Origin of the sequence: Pseudomonas sp. HMSC08G10, from assembly GCF_001808425.1 — a bacterium.
Lineage (GTDB): Bacteria > Pseudomonadota > Gammaproteobacteria > Pseudomonadales > Pseudomonadaceae > Aquipseudomonas > Aquipseudomonas guariconensis.
In genome coordinates this window covers 1-15,081 of sequence record NZ_KV793320.1, presented here as the reverse complement: position 1 = coordinate 15,081, position 15,081 = coordinate 1, and the positions used below count along the sequence as shown (strand labels likewise).

Here is a 15,081-nt window from a genome sequence, read left to right as displayed (position 1 = left end):
TGCAAATGTCCGTGTATTCCCCGAGAATATGCGGCCTTTTGGGCACCCTGTGCCCATTTGGGCATTCAGATTTGCAGCACCGACTATAGGAACGATGTTCACATGGTAACCATCCGTCTTGCCCGTGGCGGCTCCAAGAAGCGCCCTTTCTATCACCTGACCGTGACCAACAGCCGTAACGCCCGTGACGGCCGTTTCGTTGAGCGCGTTGGCTTCTTCAACCCGGTTGCTTCCGGCGCTGAAGTCAAGCTGTCGGTCAATCAGGAACGCGTCAACTACTGGCTGAGCCAGGGCGCACAGCCGTCTGAGCGCGTTGCTCAGCTGCTGAAGGACGCTGCCAAGGCCGCTGCCTGAGCAGTATGAACGCGACGCCAGAAAACGCTGACGCTCTCATTGTAGTCGGCAAGATTTTTTCGGTTCACGGCGTTCGCGGCGAGGTGAAGGTGTATTCCTTTACCGATCCGATTGAAAACCTGTTGGATTATCCGCGCTGGACGCTTCGGCACGAAGGCAAGGTAAAACAGGTCGAGCTGGTCAACGGTCGTGGCTCCCAAAAGGGCCTGGTCGTGAAACTGAAGGGCCTTGATGATCGTGATGAAGCCCGTCTTCTGAGCGGTTATGAAATCTGCATTCCGCGGAGCCTTTTGCCCAACCTGGCCGCTGACGAGTACTACTGGTACCAGTTGGTAGGTCTGAAGGTCATCAATCAAGACGAACAACTGTTCGGCAAGATCGATCACCTGTTGGAGACCGGTGCGAACGATGTAATGGTGGTCAAGCCTTGCGCAGGCAGCCTGGATGATCGCGAGCGACTGTTGCCCTATACGGAGCAATGCGTGCTGGCAGTCGACCTGGAAGCAGGTGTGATGCGGGTCGAGTGGGACGCGGATTTCTAAACGATGGGTAACCTTCGCGTAGAAGTCGTCACGTTGTTCCCCGAGATGTTCTCGGCCATCACGGAGTACGGCATTACCAGCCGCGCGGTGAAACAGGGGTTGCTGCAAGTGACCTGCTGGAACCCGCGGGACTACACCACTGATCGTCACCACACGGTGGATGATCGGCCGTTTGGCGGTGGTCCGGGCATGGTGATGAAGATCAAGCCTCTGGAAGACGCCCTGGCCAGCGCCAGGCAAGCGACCGGAGCATCGGCGAAGGTGATCTACCTCTCGCCACAAGGCCGCAAGCTGACCCAGCAGGCGGTCAAAGACTTGGCGCAACAGGAATCGTTGATCCTGATCGCCGGTCGTTACGAAGGCATTGACGAGCGTTTTATCGAAGCTCATGTCGATGAAGAGTGGTCGATTGGTGACTATGTGCTTTCCGGTGGCGAGCTGCCGGCCATGGTACTGATCGATGCGGTTACGCGACTGCTGCCCGGAGCTTTAGGGCATGTGGACTCGGCGGAGGAAGACTCCTTCACCGACGGTCTGCTCGACTGCCCGCACTACACCCGACCGGAGGTGTATGCGGATCAGCGCGTTCCCGACGTGTTGCTTAGTGGCAACCATGCACACATCCGGCGTTGGCGATTGAAGCAGTCCCTTGGTAGGACCTTCGAACGACGCGCCGATCTTCTGGAAAGTCGCTCGCTTTCTGGAGAAGAGAAGAAGCTGCTCGAGGAATATCTCCGCGAGCGGGACGATAGTTAACGTATCGATGGTGGATCGAGTTATCCGCCTTAGGAGCACAGCATGACCAACAAGATCATCCAGCAGCTCGAAGCCGAGCAGATGAACAAGGAAATCCCAACCTTCGCACCAGGCGACACCATTGTTGTCCAGGTTAAAGTGAAGGAAGGTGACCGTTCCCGTCTGCAGGCGTTCGAAGGTGTCGTTATCGCCAAGCGCAACCGCGGTCTGAACAGCGCCTTCACCGTGCGCAAGATCTCCAGCGGCGTTGGCGTAGAGCGTACCTTCCAGACCTACAGCCCGCAGATCGACAGCCTGTCCGTGAAACGTCGTGGTGACGTGCGTAAGGCCAAGCTGTACTACCTGCGCGACCTGTCCGGCAAAGCCGCTCGCATCAAGGAAAAACTGGCCTAAGTGCCGTTTGACCGGTGGCCCCAGCGGCCACCTTGCGAGAAAAAAGCAGCCTTCGGGCTGCTTTTTTGCTTTTTGAATTTCTGTATTGGCGGTGCGGGCTTCTTCGCGGGTAAACCTGCTCCCACCACGATTGCGCCAACCCTGTGGAATCAGGGTTCCCCGCGAATCAGGCGACACCGCTTTCAAGCCCCTGCGACAAGAGCCCTTCATGACCACCCCTCGAGATCAGGAAATCCATCGCCGCACCGAGCTGTCGGTGACCCGCGTGACCAAGGCTGTCTTCCCCAGCACCACCAACCACCACAACACCCTGTTCGGCGGTACTGCGTTGGCCTGGATGGACGAAGTGTCGTTCATCGCCGCCACGCGATTCTGTCGTTTGCCGCTGGTGACCGTGTCGACCGACCGCATCGACTTCAAACACCCGATTCCCGCGGGCTCGATCGTCGAGCTGGTGGGGACGGTGATCAAGGTCGGTAATACCAGCCTGCAGGTACAAGTGGATGTCTTTGTCGAGAACATGTACCTGGATGGCCGCGAACGGGCCATCCATGGTGTGTTCAGCTTCGTCGCCATCGACGAGGACAAGCGGCCGGTGCCCGTGCTCCCCGCTCATTGATCCAAGGTCTGCGCCTCGACCTTGGTAGTCGCCTCCAGGTCTGCCTCCACCAGTGCCACCAGGGTCCAGCCAGGCTGGGGCTTGAGAGGGGAGTCCGGGCTGGCGACATGGACCCAGCCGTTGCTGTCACGGGCGAAAAGCAAGGTTGCGCGTTCGCCATGCAGCGCTTGGTAGTCCTGCCAGTTGAAACTGTCGGTCAGGTGGGTGCTGTACAGCTCGGCGCCTTGATGCAGGCGATTGGCCAGTTGCCCATAGGTCATCGTGCTCGAACCGAGCAGTTGGCCGCGATGCTCCTCGCTGGCACGGTGCTTGTCGCTGCGCTGCTTTTCCAGGCCACTGGCCAATACGAACAATCGATTGTGGCCAAAGTCGTGGCGAAAGCGTGCGCAGGCCAGGGCGTTGAGTTCACCGGCAGGCGAAAGGCCCAGTAGATGGCCCAGGCCGACCAGGTCCAGGTGGGCGTCGGCGTGCTGAGATGCAGGGTTGCCGAAGTAGGTCGGCAGCCCATCCATGCGCGCGGCGCGGATGTTCTCCCAGCTCGAATCGGTCAGCAACACCCGGCTGCCCAATTGCTGCAAGGCCTTTGCAATGGTGCGGGCCGGCGGGTTGGCGCCGACGATGAGAAAGCCGCTTGGGGCAGGCTCGGCCACCTTGAGCAGACGGGCCAGTGGCCTTGCGGTGGCGCTTTGCAAAACCACAGTGCCGATGATGACCGCGAAGGTCAAAGGGACCAGCAGCAGTGCACCCTCGTGGCCGGCTTCATCCAGGCGAATGGCGAAGATCGCCGAAACGGCCGCGGCGACAATGCCCCGTGGCGCGATCCAGGCCAGCAGCAGGCGCTCGCGCCAGTTCAGGTTCGAGCCCCAGGTAGACAACAAGACATTGAGCGGCCGGGCCAGCAACTGGATAACCAGCAGCAGTGCCAGCACCGCCGGGCCCAGTGCCAGCAGCGCATGCAGGTCGAGGCGGGCGGCCAGCAGAATGAACAGCCCGGAGATCAACAGCACGCTGAGGTTTTCCTTGAAGTGCAGGATCTGCCGCACATCCACGCCGGGCATGTTGGCCAGCCACATACCCATGACCGTCACGGCCAGCAGTCCCGACTCATGGACGATCTGGTTGGCGGCGATGAAGATGCCCAGCACCGCTGCCAGCGACGCCAGGTTGTGCAGGTACTCTGGCAGCCATTGCGCGCGCATGATCTGGCCCAGCAGCCAGCCACCCGCGGCGCCCAGGGTACTGCCGCAGAAAATCACGCCGGCAAAGGTCACCAGGCTCTGACTCAGCCCGTCGCCGTCGGTTCGGGCGATGATGAAGCTGTAGACCACCACTGCCAGCAGGGCGCCGATCGGATCGATGACGATCCCTTCCCAGCGCAGGATGTTGGCGATTGCAGCCTTGGGTCGCACCACTCGCAGCATTGGCACGATCACGGTCGGGCCTGTGACCAAGGTAAGGGTGCCGAAGAGGATTGCCAGGGGCCACTCGAAGCCCAGCAACCAGTGGGTGGCGAGGGCGATCACCAGCCAGGTGCTCAAGGCGCCCACCGTCACCAGTCGATGCACCACGCTGCCGATCTCGCGCCATTGGGACAAATGCAGGGTCAGGCTGCCCTCGAACAGGATCAGGGCTACGGCCAGGGACACCAGTGGCATCAGCAGCGGGCCGAACAATTGCTGCGGCGATAGCCAGCCCAGCACGGGGCCGGCCAGAATTCCACATAGCAGCAGAAAGAGTATCGCTGGCAGTTTCAGGCGCCAGGCCAGCCATTGGCAGGCAAGGGCGGCCGCGCCGATGCCACCGAAACTCAAGAGAATCTGCTGTTCGCTCATATGGGCTCCCTATGCCATCGTTGTTATGAAAGACTAAGCGCCATTGCACCGTTTGCCACCGAGTTTTCATGCCCGCTCTCGACCATCCCCTGATCGACCAGTTTCTTGATGCCCTCTGGCTGGAAAAAGGCCTGTCCGACAATACCCGCGTCTCCTATCGCAGCGACTTGGCGCTGTTCAACGGCTGGCTGCAGGAGCGTGGCGTGGCTTTGCCTGATGCCGGCCGTGACCTGATTCTGGACCATCTGGCCTGGCGCCTGGAGGAAGGCTACAAGCCACGCTCCACGGCACGCTTTCTCTCCGGTCTGCGTGGCTTCTTTCGTTATCTGCTGCGAGAAAAGCTGGTAGGCGTCGACCCGACCCTACAAGTGGAAATGCCGCTATTGGGGCGACCATTGCCCAAATCCCTGTCGGAGGACGATGTCGAGGCCCTGTTGCAGGCGCCGGACCTGGCCGAAGCCATCGGTCAGCGCGACCGGGCCATGCTTGAAGTGCTCTATGCCTGTGGCCTGCGGGTGACCGAACTGGTCAGTTTGACCCTCGATCAGGTCAACCTGCGCCAGGGGGTTCTGCGGGTGATGGGCAAGGGCAGCAAGGAACGCCTGGTGCCGATGGGCGAAGAGGCGGTGATCTGGCTCGAACGCTACCTGCGCGACGGCCGCAACGACCTGTTGAACGGGCGCCCGAGTGATGTGCTGTTCCCCAGCCAGCGCGGGGAGCAGATGACCCGCCAGACCTTCTGGCACCGCATCAAGCACCAGGCGCGGGTTGCCGGCATCGACAAACCGCTGTCGCCGCATACCTTGCGCCACGCCTTCGCAACGCATCTGCTCAATCATGGGGCCGACCTGCGTGTGGTGCAGATGTTGCTGGGCCACAGTGACTTGTCCACCACCCAGATCTACACCCATGTCGCTAAGGCACGGTTGCAGCAGCTGCATGCCCAGCACCATCCTCGTGGATGAATGATTTTCATGTTCCGACCTATGGAGGTTGAGGGGGCATTTAGCATCAGCCTGTTGTGGTAGGCTTGGACGGTTTGCATCAAGGGCCGTCCACTCGCCGCGTTTTTGCCGCGGATCGACATCCTCCGGCCCCGTCCGCCTTCAGGAGTACCCCATGCGCGTGACCCAGATTTTCGCCGCCGCCGCCCTGGCGTTGGCCAGCACTTTTGCCGTCGCCGCGGCCACCGATGCCAGCGCCGGTGCCGAGCAGGCCATTCGTAATACCCTCAAGACCCTTGCGCTGGAAGTGCCGGTCGAAAGCGTCGCCAGCAGCCCGGTCAACGGCCTGTATGAAGTCAAGCTGCAAGGTGGTCGTGTCCTGTATGCCAGTGGCGATGGCCAGTTCGTGATGCAGGGGTACCTGTACCAGATCCAGGATGGCAAGCCGGTCAACCTCACCGAGAAGACCGAACGCCAGGGCATCGCCAAGCTCATCAACGGCATTCCAGCTGCCGAAATGGTGGTTTATCCTGCCAAGGGCGAGACCAAGTCGCATATCACCGTCTTCACCGACACCACCTGCCCGTATTGCCACAAACTGCATGCTGAAGTGCCGGAGCTCAATCGCCGCGGTATCGAGGTGCGCTATGTCGCCTTCCCGCGCCAGGGCCTCGGCTCGCCGGGTGACGAGCAGTTGCAGGCAGTCTGGTGCTCCAGTGACCGTCGCGCGGCGCTTGACAAGATGATCGAGGGCAAGGAAATCAAGGCCGCCAAGTGCGCCAACCCGGTCAGCAAGCAGTTCGAGCTGGGGCAGTCGATCGGCGTCAACGGCACGCCGGCGATCGTCCTGCAGAGCGGTCAGGTGATCCCGGGCTACCAGCCGGCACCGCAGGTCGCCAAGCTGGCCTTGGCCAGTGACGGCAAGGCTGCCAAGTAATTCAATCAGTACGCCGTCACCATGGGGAGACGGCATGTTTCACGGTCGGCGCAGGTGCCGGCCGTTCAATGGGGAGTTCACAGTGAAACCGGTCAAAGTAGGCATCTGTGGGTTGGGGACCGTCGGTGGCGGAACCTTCAATGTACTTCAGCGCAACGCCGAGGAGATTGCCCGCCGTGCCGGGCGCGGTATTGAAGTGGCACAGATCGCCATGCGCTCGCAGAACCCGAACTGCCAGATTACCGGTACCCCCATTACCGCTGATGTGTTCGAAGTCGCGAGCAACCCCGAGATCGATATCGTCATCGAACTGATCGGTGGCTACACCATCGCCCGCGACCTGGTCCTGAAGGCCATCGAGAACGGCAAGCACGTGGTCACTGCCAACAAGGCGCTGATTGCCGTGCATGGCAACGAGATCTTTGCCAAGGCCCGCGAGAAGGGCGTCATTGTTGCCTTCGAAGCAGCCGTGGCCGGTGGCATCCCGGTGATCAAGGCGATCCGCGAAGGTCTCTCTGCCAACCGCATCAACTGGCTGGCGGGCATCATCAACGGCACTGGCAACTTCATCCTCACCGAGATGCGTGACAAGGGCCGTGCCTTCCCCGACGTATTGGCCGAAGCCCAGGCCCTGGGTTACGCCGAAGCCGACCCGACCTTCGATGTCGAAGGTATCGATGCTGCCCACAAGCTGACCATCCTGGCCTCCATTGCCTTCGGCATTCCGCTGCAGTTCGACAAGGCTTACACCGAAGGCATCACCCAGCTGACCACCGCCGACGTCAATTACGCCGAGGCGCTGGGTTATCGCATCAAGCACCTGGGCGTGGCCCGCAGCACCGACGCCGGCATCGAGCTGCGTGTCCACCCGACCCTGATTCCCAATGATCGTCTGATCGCCAACGTCAATGGCGTGATGAACGCTGTCATGGTCAACGGTGATGCTGCCGGCTCCACCTTGTATTACGGCGCCGGCGCCGGCATGGAGCCGACCGCCTCTTCGGTGGTCGCCGACCTGGTCGATGTGGTCCGTGCCATGACCTCCGACCCCGAAAACCGCGTGCCACATCTGGCCTTCCAGCCCGACTCGCTGTCGGCTCACCCGATCCTGCCGATCGAAGCCTGTGAAAGTGCCTACTACCTGCGTATCCAGGCCAAGGACCACCCGGGCGTATTGGCTCAAGTGGCGAGCATCCTCTCCGAACGTGGTATCAACATCGAGTCGATCATGCAGAAGGAAGCCGAGGAGCAGGACGGCCTGGTGCCGATGATCCTCCTGACCCACCGAGTGGTGGAAAAGCGCATCAACGACGCCATCGTCGCTCTGGAAGCTTTGCAGGACGTGGTCGGCAAAGTCGTGCGTATCCGCGTCGAACAGCTCAATTAAGCGGCAAGCTTCAGGCTGCAAGCTGCAAATGAAGGCAGTGCGGTGTTGAGGCTTCGAACAGAGTAAATTCGCGGCAAGGGCGAGACGCAAAGCACGAGAGCAACGCCGGTCGGCATCTCTTTTAGCTTGCATCTCAAACGTGCCGCTCAAACCAAAGGTTTGCACCCATGCGCTATATCAGTACCCGCGGCCAGGCACCGGCCCTGAATTTCGAAGACGTCCTGCTGGCGGGCCTTGCCAGCGATGGCGGTCTGTACGTGCCGGAGAACCTGCCACGCTTCACCCAGGAAGAGATCGCTTCCTGGGCTGGCCTGCCGTACCACGAGCTGGCTTTCCGGGTGATGCGCCCGTTCGTCGATGGCAGCATCGCTGACGCCGACTTCAAGAAGATTCTCGAAGAAACCTATGGTGAGTTCGCCCATGCCGCGGTGGCGCCGCTGCGCCAACTGGCGGGCAACGAGTGGGTGATGGAGCTGTTCCACGGCCCGACCCTGGCGTTCAAGGACTTCGCCCTGCAGTTGCTCGGCCGCCTGCTCGACCACGTCCTGGCCAAGCGCGGTGAACGCGTGGTGATCATCGGAGCCACCAGCGGTGACACCGGTTCGGCCGCCATTGAAGGTTGCCGCCGCTGCGACAACGTCGACATCTTCATCCTGCATCCGCACCAGCGTGTCTCGGAAGTGCAGCGTCGCCAGATGACGACCATCTTCGGCGACAACATCCACAACATCGCCATCGAAGGCAACTTCGACGACTGCCAGGAGATGGTCAAGGCCAGCTTCGCCGACCAGTCGTTCCTCAAGGGCACCCGTCTGGTGGCGGTGAACTCGATCAACTGGGCGCGGATCATGGCCCAGATCGTCTACTACTTCCATGCGGCGCTGCAGCTGGGCGGCCCGGCCCGTTCGGTGGCCTTCTCGGTGCCGACCGGCAACTTCGGCGATATCTTCGCTGGCTACCTGGCACGCAACATGGGCCTGCCGATCAGCCAACTGATCGTGGCGACCAACCGCAACGACATCCTGCATCGCTTCATGAGCGGTAACCAGTACGTCAAGGACACCTTGCACCCGACGCTGTCGCCGTCGATGGACATCATGGTCTCCTCCAACTTCGAACGCCTGCTGTTCGACCTGCACGGGCGCAGCGGCGCCGCCATCGCCGAGCTGATGGAGCGCTTCAAGCAGGGCGGCGGCTTCAGTGTCGAACAGGACCGTTGGACCGAGGCGCGCAAGTTGTTCGATTCGCTGGCCGTGACTGACGAGCAAACCTGCCAGACCATCGCCGAGGTGTTCGCCACCACCGGTGAGGTGCTCGATCCGCACACAGCGATCGGCGTCAAGGCCGCCCGTGAGTGCCGTCGCAGCCTGGATACGCCGATGGTTGTCCTGGGTACCGCGCATCCGGTCAAGTTCCCGGAAGCGGTGGAAAAGGCAGGTGTCGGCAAAGCCCTTGAGCTGCCAGCGCACCTGAGCGACCTGTTCAGCCGTGACGAACGCTGCACGGTCCTGGCCAACGATCTGAAGGCTGTCCAGGCATTCGTCGCCCAGCATGGCAACCGCGGTAAACCGCTCTAAGATTCAACCCGCTCGGGGTCGCGCAGCGGCCCCAGACGGTTTCCTACTCGTCTGCAAAAGATGAGTCAGATCTTTCTTTAGAAGCTTAAGTAATTTCCTATTCCAGCCGCTGCATGGGGCTTTTAGAGTGGCTCGCCCGTCCATATGGGCATAGTGCTACTCCAGGAGCGGTTCATGCATTGGCTCAACGTACTGATTCACGCACGACCTTCCCACGATATCTCGCTGCATCAGGCCTGCAATGCCCAAGGCGTCTTCAATGTGCGCGTGGCCCAGGACCTGGCCGAGGCAAAAGATTGCCTGGCTCAGCGGGGCATCATCGACCTGTTGATCCTCGATCACGGCTTGCCTGTACATTACGGGCGAACACTGCTTCGGCAGGTGGCGCAGGCGCAGCAACCCTGTGCATTGTTGTTCGTCGGACAATCGATCGACCATGACGAAGGCCTGGCCCGGGAGGCTCGGCGCCAGGGGGTTCGAGTGATCGGTGAGCTGTCCTGGCCGTTGGTGATGCCGAGGTTGCAGCGGGCGTTGGAGCGTATCCATCATGAAGTCGAGGGGCATATTCAAACTGTCATGTACCCCGCGCATGCTCACTGATACCGGCGCGGCATAAACGAACTTTGCAGGGCGTCTGGTGGTCAGTTCCGATAGGTTCCACGAACAGCGAGTACGCCGGATGGAAAGAATCTGCAAACTGCTCAACGACGCCTTGACCCCTTACCAGGCCCTGCTCGGCGAAACAGACGCCAGCGGCAACCGTCAACTGACCGTGATCGATCAGCAGGGTGATGTGACACTCAGGCGTTCGGTCAGCCCGCATCAGCTACAGGACCAGCGCCTGCTGGTTGACTTGGTTGACGGCCTGCACCGAGACCTGCAAATCGCCGAAGGGCGTCTGCAACCTTGTGTAATTGCAGCCTTGCAGCATCAGCGAGCATTTTCCGGAACCTTTGCCTGAAGGTTTCGTCAGAATCCTTAAGAGCAGTTCGACAGCACTTGGCTCCGGTGCTCAAGGCTGTTCCGGAAAGTCCCCCTGACTTTCGTTCGACCCTGGGTGTTCCTTCCTGCGCCCGGGGTTTCTTTTTTTAAAGCCAGTCGAGGCAGTTTCAGTGCTTCTCGGCGCTATCGGTCTGGGTGTCGAAAAAGTGCTGGCTATCGATCAAGTATTGTTCGTGCTCTTCCGGGGCCAGCCAGCGGGCATAGAACGCTGGCAGTGTCTCGCGACGTAGGGTGAGCAGCAGTTGGTCGATATGACGGACGGCCTCGCGTCCCAAAAGCGTATCGGAACAGCCCACATGCAGAAACTGGTAGCGGTTCACGCCCTGGATCGGGTGGAAGGCGTATTCATCCGGGTTGTTGCCCTGAGCCTGGATCAAGTAGCGGATTTCCGGCCAGTAGCCCAACACCAGCTGCAGACGGCCCAAGCGCTGCATCTGTAGCAAATTGGCGGTAGCTTCATTGCCGTAATGGCGGCTCAAGGCCGTGTCGGGTAGTTCTCGGAGGATTTCGTCGATTTGAACGCTGTAACTGCGTTCGGCGACGATGCCCAGCTTGAGTGGAGTCTGGCTGAGCAGGCTTTTGAGGTCGACCTGTTGGTTGTCGAGAAACGGGGCCAGGGCCGCCTGGTCTTGCTTGCGTATCACCAATCCGCTGCTCAATACCCCCAGCGAAGGGATGGAAAAGCGCACGAACTTGGCGCGCTCAGGCGTCCATAGCAGCGTCGGGTCGCAGGTAAAGCTGGGCTCCTGGAGCATCTGTAGGCCCCGTGCACGGTTCACCCTGACGATACTGTGATCGTACTCGGGCATCTGCGCGATCAGCCGCGGCAGCAGGTTGTCAACGACACCCTGGCCTTTGGCCGTGCCTTCGAAGATGGTGAAAGGCGGCAGATCGCGCACCAGCCAGATCAAGCGCTCCTTGGACTGCCCCATGGTCGGCAGCATCCCACACAGGATGATCAGCAGCCCAAGCAGGTGCCTGGCGATTGTGCGCATCGGTGGGCGTTCAGACCGCACCGGTTTCGCGCAGTCGACCGATGGCTACGGCGTCGTAGCCCAGGCGCGTCAATACCGACTCGGTGTGTTCGCCGAGGGCCGGACCGACCCACTCGCTGGAGCCTGGCGTGTCCGAAAGCTTGGGAACGATGCCTGGCATCTTGAACGGCTTGCCATCGGGCAATTTGGCCTGGAGGAACATTTCGCGAGCCAGGTACTGTGGGTCGCTGAACATGTCTTCGGCCGAATAGATGCGGCTGGCTGGTACCTCGGCCTGGGTGAGGACCCGCATGACCTCTTCGAGCGGCAGGCTGTTGACCCAGCGGTCGATCACGCCGTACAGCTCGTCGCGGCGCAGGTCACGCCCGTCGTTGGTGGCCAGGCTTGGATCGTTGGCCAGATCGTCGCGGCCAATGGCCTGCATGAAACGCTTGAAGATGGCATCGCCATTGGCGCCGATCTGTACATGCTTGCCGTCGGCGCTGGTGTGGATGGAGGAGGGCGTGATCCCGGGCATGATGTTGCCGGTGCGTTCGCGGATGAAGCCGAACACGTCGAACTCCGGCACCATGCTTTCCATCATCGCGAAGATGGCCTCGTACAGCGCGACGTCCACCACTTGCCCCTGGCCGCCGTTGACCTCGCGGTGGCGCAGGGCCATCAACGCACCGATCACGCCCCACAGGGCGGCAATCGAATCGCCGATGGAGATGCCCGTGCGTACCGGTGGCCGGTCCTCGAAGCCTGTGATGTAACGCAGGCCGCCCATGGACTCGCCGACCGCGCCGAAGCCGGGCTGGTCCTTCATCGGCCCCGTCTGACCGAAGCCTGACAGACGCACCATGACCAAGCGCGGGTTGAGTGCGTGCAACACATCCCAGCCCAGGCCCAGTTTTTCCAGCACGCCCGGACGGAAGTTCTCGATCAGGATGTCCGCTTCGGCCAGGAGGCGCTTGAGCACTTCACGGCCTTCGGGGTGCTTGAGGTTGAGCGTCAGCGATTGCTTGTTGCGCGCCTGGACGAACCACCACAGCGAAGTGCCCTCGTACAGCTTGCGCCACTTGCGCAGCGGGTCGCCGCCGTTGGGCGACTCGACCTTGATCACCTCGGCACCGAACTCGGCACAGATACGCGAGGCGAAGGGGCCGGCGATCAGGGTGCCGAGCTCGATCACTTTCAGGCCGGCGAGGGGTTTGCTTGGCGTGGGCATGGGGCATCCGTGGCAGCTGGGCTTAGCCCGTGGTTTTATCATAGGTCGTCGACGTCAGGTACTGCCGCGGCGCAACGAAGAGTGGGATCGGTTAGACTGTGTGACTTTTATTTCGCAAGAAGCCCCCGCCCATGGCCCAGCCATCGACCACTTATAAGTTCGAACTGAATCTGACCGACCTCGACCGCGGTGTGTACGAGAACGTTCGTCAGACCATCGCCCGTCACCCATCGGAAACCGAGGAGCGCATGGCTGTACGCCTGTTGGCCTACGCGCTCTGGTACAACGAGAACCTGTCATTTGGCCGTGGTCTGTCCGACGTGGACGAAGCAGCCCTGTGGGAAAAGAGCCTGGACGACCGCGTCCTGCACTGGATTGAAGTCGGCCAACCGGACGCCGAGCGCCTGACCTGGTGCTCGCGTCGCACCGAGCGTACCAGTCTGCTGGCCTACGGCAGCCTGCGGGTGTGGCAGAACAAAGTGGTCGATGCGGTCAAGGGCCTGAAGAACCTCAGCATCGCCGCGGTTCCCCAGGACGTGCTGGAGATTCTGGCCACCGACATGCCCCGCTCGATCAAGTGGGACGTCATGATCAGTGAAGGCACCGTGTTCGTGACCGACGACCGTGGCCAGCACGAAGTGCAGCTGGAATGGCTGCTCGGTGAGCGTGGCTGACCTGTCCTCAACCTGACTGCCGAAGACCTCATGCGTATCGAACCCCGTCCCCTGCCACCGAGCCTGCCGTTCCTCGGTAACCTGCCCCCCTTGCTGACCCGCCTGTACGCCGCCCGTGGCGTGCAGTCCGAGGCCGAACTGGACAAGAGCCTGGCGCGCCTGCTGCCGTATCAACAGCTCAAGGGCATCGACGCGGCGGTGGACCTGTTGCTGGAGGCGCTGGACCAGCGCCAGCGTATTGTCATTGTCGGCGACTTCGATGCCGACGGGGCCACGGCCAGTACGGTCGGTGTGCTGGGGCTTCGCCTGCTGGGCGCGGCCCAGGTCGATTACCTTGTGCCCAACCGTTTCAAGTACGGCTATGGCCTGACGCCTGAGATCGTCGAAGTGGCTTTGCAGGGGGAGCCACAACTGCTGATCACGGTGGACAACGGTATCTCCAGTGTCGAGGGCGTGGCAGCAGCCAAGGCCGCCGGGCTCAAGGTATTGGTGACCGACCATCACCTGCCGGGTGCGCAATTGCCCGATGCCGATGCCATCGTCAACCCGAACCAGCCAGGGTGCGATTTCCCCAGCAAGGCGCTGGCCGGCGTAGGGGTGATCTTCTACGTGCTCATGGCGCTGCGTGCTCGCCTTCGCGCCCTGGGGCGCTACGATCATCAGCCGCAACCGAACATCGGTGAACTGCTTGACCTGGTGGCGCTGGGCAGTGTCGCTGACGTTGTCCCGCTGGACGCCAACAACCGCATCCTGGTGCACCAGGGCCTGGAGCGCATCCGTGCCGGCCGCGCCCGCCCTGGCCTGAAGGCCATCCTCGAAGTCGCTCGGCGCGATCATCGGCGCATCACCTCCACCGACCTGGGCTTCATCCTGGGCCCACGCCTGAACGCTGCTGGCCGCCTGGACGATATGAGCCTGGGGATCGAATGTCTGCTCTGCGACGATCCGGTCGCAGCGCTGGAGATGGCCCAAGCCCTGGATGGCCTGAACCAGGACCGCAAGTCCATCGAGCAAGGCATGCAGCGTGAAGCGCTGGCCCAGCTCAAGGACCTGCCGGTCGAATCCATGCCTTATGGCCTGTGCCTGTTCGAGGCCGACTGGCACCAGGGTGTGATCGGCATCCTCGCCTCGCGCATGAAAGAGCGCTATCACCGCCCGACCATCGCCTTCGCCGATGTCGGCGAGGGCATGCTCAAAGGCTCTGCGCGCTCGGTGCCAGGGTTCCATATTCGCGATGCGCTGGATGCGGTGGCGGCGCGTCAGCCGCACTTGATCAGCAAGTTCGGCGGGCATGCCATGGCGGCTGGTCTGTCATTGCCGGTGGAAAACTTCCAGGCGTTTGCCGCGGCCTTCGATGAGGAGGTTCGTCGGCATCTGGTGGAAGAGGACCTGACCGGGCGATTGCTGTCTGACGGTACCCTCGCGGTCGAGGAGTTCCACCTGGACCTGGCCCGTGCCCTACGTCATGCGGGGCCCTGGGGGCAGCACTTTCCGGAGCCACTGTTCCATGGTGTGTTCCAACTGATTGAACAACGGGTGGTGGGCGAGCGGCATCTGAAGGTGGTGCTCAAGAGCGAGTGCGGCTCGGTCAAGCTCGATGGCATCGCCTTTGGCATCGATCGGGATGTCTGGCCGAATCCGACGGTGCGGTGGGTGGAGTTGGCCTACAAGCTGGATGTGAATGAGTTTCGGGGGAATGAGAGTGTGCAGTTGATGATTGCGCACATGGAGCCGCGGTGAGCTGGTTGGTTGTTGGTTGTTGGTTGTTGGTTTTGAGGTTTGTGGGCTTATCCGTTTGATTTGTCGACGCTGATTCACCTTTCCGCCCTTACGGCGGGTCACTTTGGTCTTGGCCAAAG

General features: G+C 61.5%; 16 protein-coding genes. 13 read left to right on the top strand and 3 right to left on the bottom strand.

The features are described from left to right. Positions 1–102: 102 nt before the first annotated feature. From rpsP to HMPREF3173_RS16800, 5 genes are all read left to right on the top strand, one after another. Complete coding sequence (gene rpsP, locus HMPREF3173_RS16820; protein WP_043212455.1) at positions 103–354, top strand: 30S ribosomal protein S16; 252 nt, start codon at positions 103–105, stop codon at positions 352–354. Between the two features lie 5 nt (positions 355–359). Next, complete coding sequence (gene rimM, locus HMPREF3173_RS16815) at positions 360–896, top strand: ribosome maturation factor RimM (protein WP_070574704.1); 537 nt, start codon at positions 360–362, stop codon at positions 894–896. A gap of 3 nt (positions 897–899) precedes the next feature. Then, the gene (gene trmD / locus HMPREF3173_RS16810; protein ID WP_070093151.1) at positions 900–1,652 is read left to right on the top strand and encodes a tRNA (guanosine(37)-N1)-methyltransferase TrmD; all 753 of its coding nucleotides are present in this window, start codon (positions 900–902) and stop codon (positions 1,650–1,652) included. Between the two features lie 42 nt (positions 1,653–1,694). Further along, a complete protein-coding gene (gene rplS / locus HMPREF3173_RS16805; RefSeq protein WP_043212460.1) occupies positions 1,695–2,045 on the top strand; it encodes a 50S ribosomal protein L19 in 351 nt (116 codons plus the stop codon). 208 nt (positions 2,046–2,253) lie between these two features. Then, positions 2,254–2,664: an acyl-CoA thioesterase gene (locus HMPREF3173_RS16800; protein WP_070574701.1), complete on the top strand. Its 411-nt coding sequence runs from the start codon at positions 2,254–2,256 to the stop codon at positions 2,662–2,664. Here the strand turns inward: HMPREF3173_RS16800 and HMPREF3173_RS16795 are convergent. Then, complete coding sequence (locus HMPREF3173_RS16795; protein WP_070574699.1) at positions 2,658–4,496, bottom strand: cation:proton antiporter; 1,839 nt, start codon at positions 4,494–4,496, stop codon at positions 2,658–2,660. The genes HMPREF3173_RS16800 and HMPREF3173_RS16795 overlap by 7 nt on opposite strands. A gap of 68 nt (positions 4,497–4,564) precedes the next feature. On the opposite strand from HMPREF3173_RS16795, the gene xerD reads away from it, so the two are divergent. From xerD to HMPREF3173_RS16765, 6 genes are all read left to right on the top strand, one after another. Continuing rightward, positions 4,565–5,461, top strand: a complete 897-nt coding sequence (xerD, locus tag HMPREF3173_RS16790) for a site-specific tyrosine recombinase XerD (RefSeq protein WP_043212466.1) — start codon at positions 4,565–4,567, stop codon at positions 5,459–5,461. 154 nt (positions 5,462–5,615) lie between these two features. Continuing rightward, positions 5,616–6,377, top strand: coding sequence for a DsbC family protein (locus tag HMPREF3173_RS16785; RefSeq protein WP_070574696.1), 762 nt, complete (start codon positions 5,616–5,618; stop codon positions 6,375–6,377). 82 nt (positions 6,378–6,459) lie between these two features. After that, a complete protein-coding gene (locus tag HMPREF3173_RS16780; protein ID WP_043212471.1) occupies positions 6,460–7,764 on the top strand; it encodes a homoserine dehydrogenase in 1,305 nt (434 codons plus the stop codon). A gap of 167 nt (positions 7,765–7,931) precedes the next feature. Further along, positions 7,932–9,341, top strand: coding sequence for a threonine synthase (gene thrC / locus HMPREF3173_RS16775; RefSeq protein ID WP_043212473.1), 1,410 nt, complete (start codon positions 7,932–7,934; stop codon positions 9,339–9,341). A gap of 174 nt (positions 9,342–9,515) precedes the next feature. Then, complete coding sequence (locus tag HMPREF3173_RS16770) at positions 9,516–9,941, top strand: response regulator (RefSeq protein ID WP_070574694.1); 426 nt, start codon at positions 9,516–9,518, stop codon at positions 9,939–9,941. Between the two features lie 79 nt (positions 9,942–10,020). Then, a complete protein-coding gene (locus tag HMPREF3173_RS16765; RefSeq protein WP_043212477.1) occupies positions 10,021–10,302 on the top strand; it encodes a DUF3509 domain-containing protein in 282 nt (93 codons plus the stop codon). 148 nt (positions 10,303–10,450) lie between these two features. Here the strand turns inward: HMPREF3173_RS16765 and HMPREF3173_RS16760 are convergent, their stop codons facing one another. Both HMPREF3173_RS16760 and HMPREF3173_RS16755 read right to left on the bottom strand, forming a co-directional pair. Then, positions 10,451–11,338, bottom strand: a complete 888-nt coding sequence (locus tag HMPREF3173_RS16760; protein ID WP_070574692.1) for a TIGR02285 family protein — start codon at positions 11,336–11,338, stop codon at positions 10,451–10,453. A gap of 10 nt (positions 11,339–11,348) precedes the next feature. Then, positions 11,349–12,548 carry a CaiB/BaiF CoA transferase family protein gene (locus HMPREF3173_RS16755; RefSeq protein ID WP_070574690.1) on the bottom strand — a complete coding sequence of 400 codons (1,200 nt, stop codon included), beginning with the start codon at positions 12,546–12,548 and terminating at the stop codon, positions 11,349–11,351. 131 nt (positions 12,549–12,679) lie between these two features. On the opposite strand from HMPREF3173_RS16755, the gene HMPREF3173_RS16750 reads away from it, so the two are divergent. Both HMPREF3173_RS16750 and recJ read left to right on the top strand, forming a co-directional pair. Next, a complete protein-coding gene (locus HMPREF3173_RS16750) occupies positions 12,680–13,222 on the top strand; it encodes a YaeQ family protein (protein ID WP_043212483.1) in 543 nt (180 codons plus the stop codon). A gap of 30 nt (positions 13,223–13,252) precedes the next feature. Then, positions 13,253–14,962 (top strand): single-stranded-DNA-specific exonuclease RecJ, encoded by a 1,710-nt coding sequence (gene recJ, locus HMPREF3173_RS16745; protein ID WP_070574688.1) that lies wholly within the window; start codon positions 13,253–13,255, stop codon positions 14,960–14,962. The last annotated feature ends 119 nt before the right edge of the window (positions 14,963–15,081 follow it).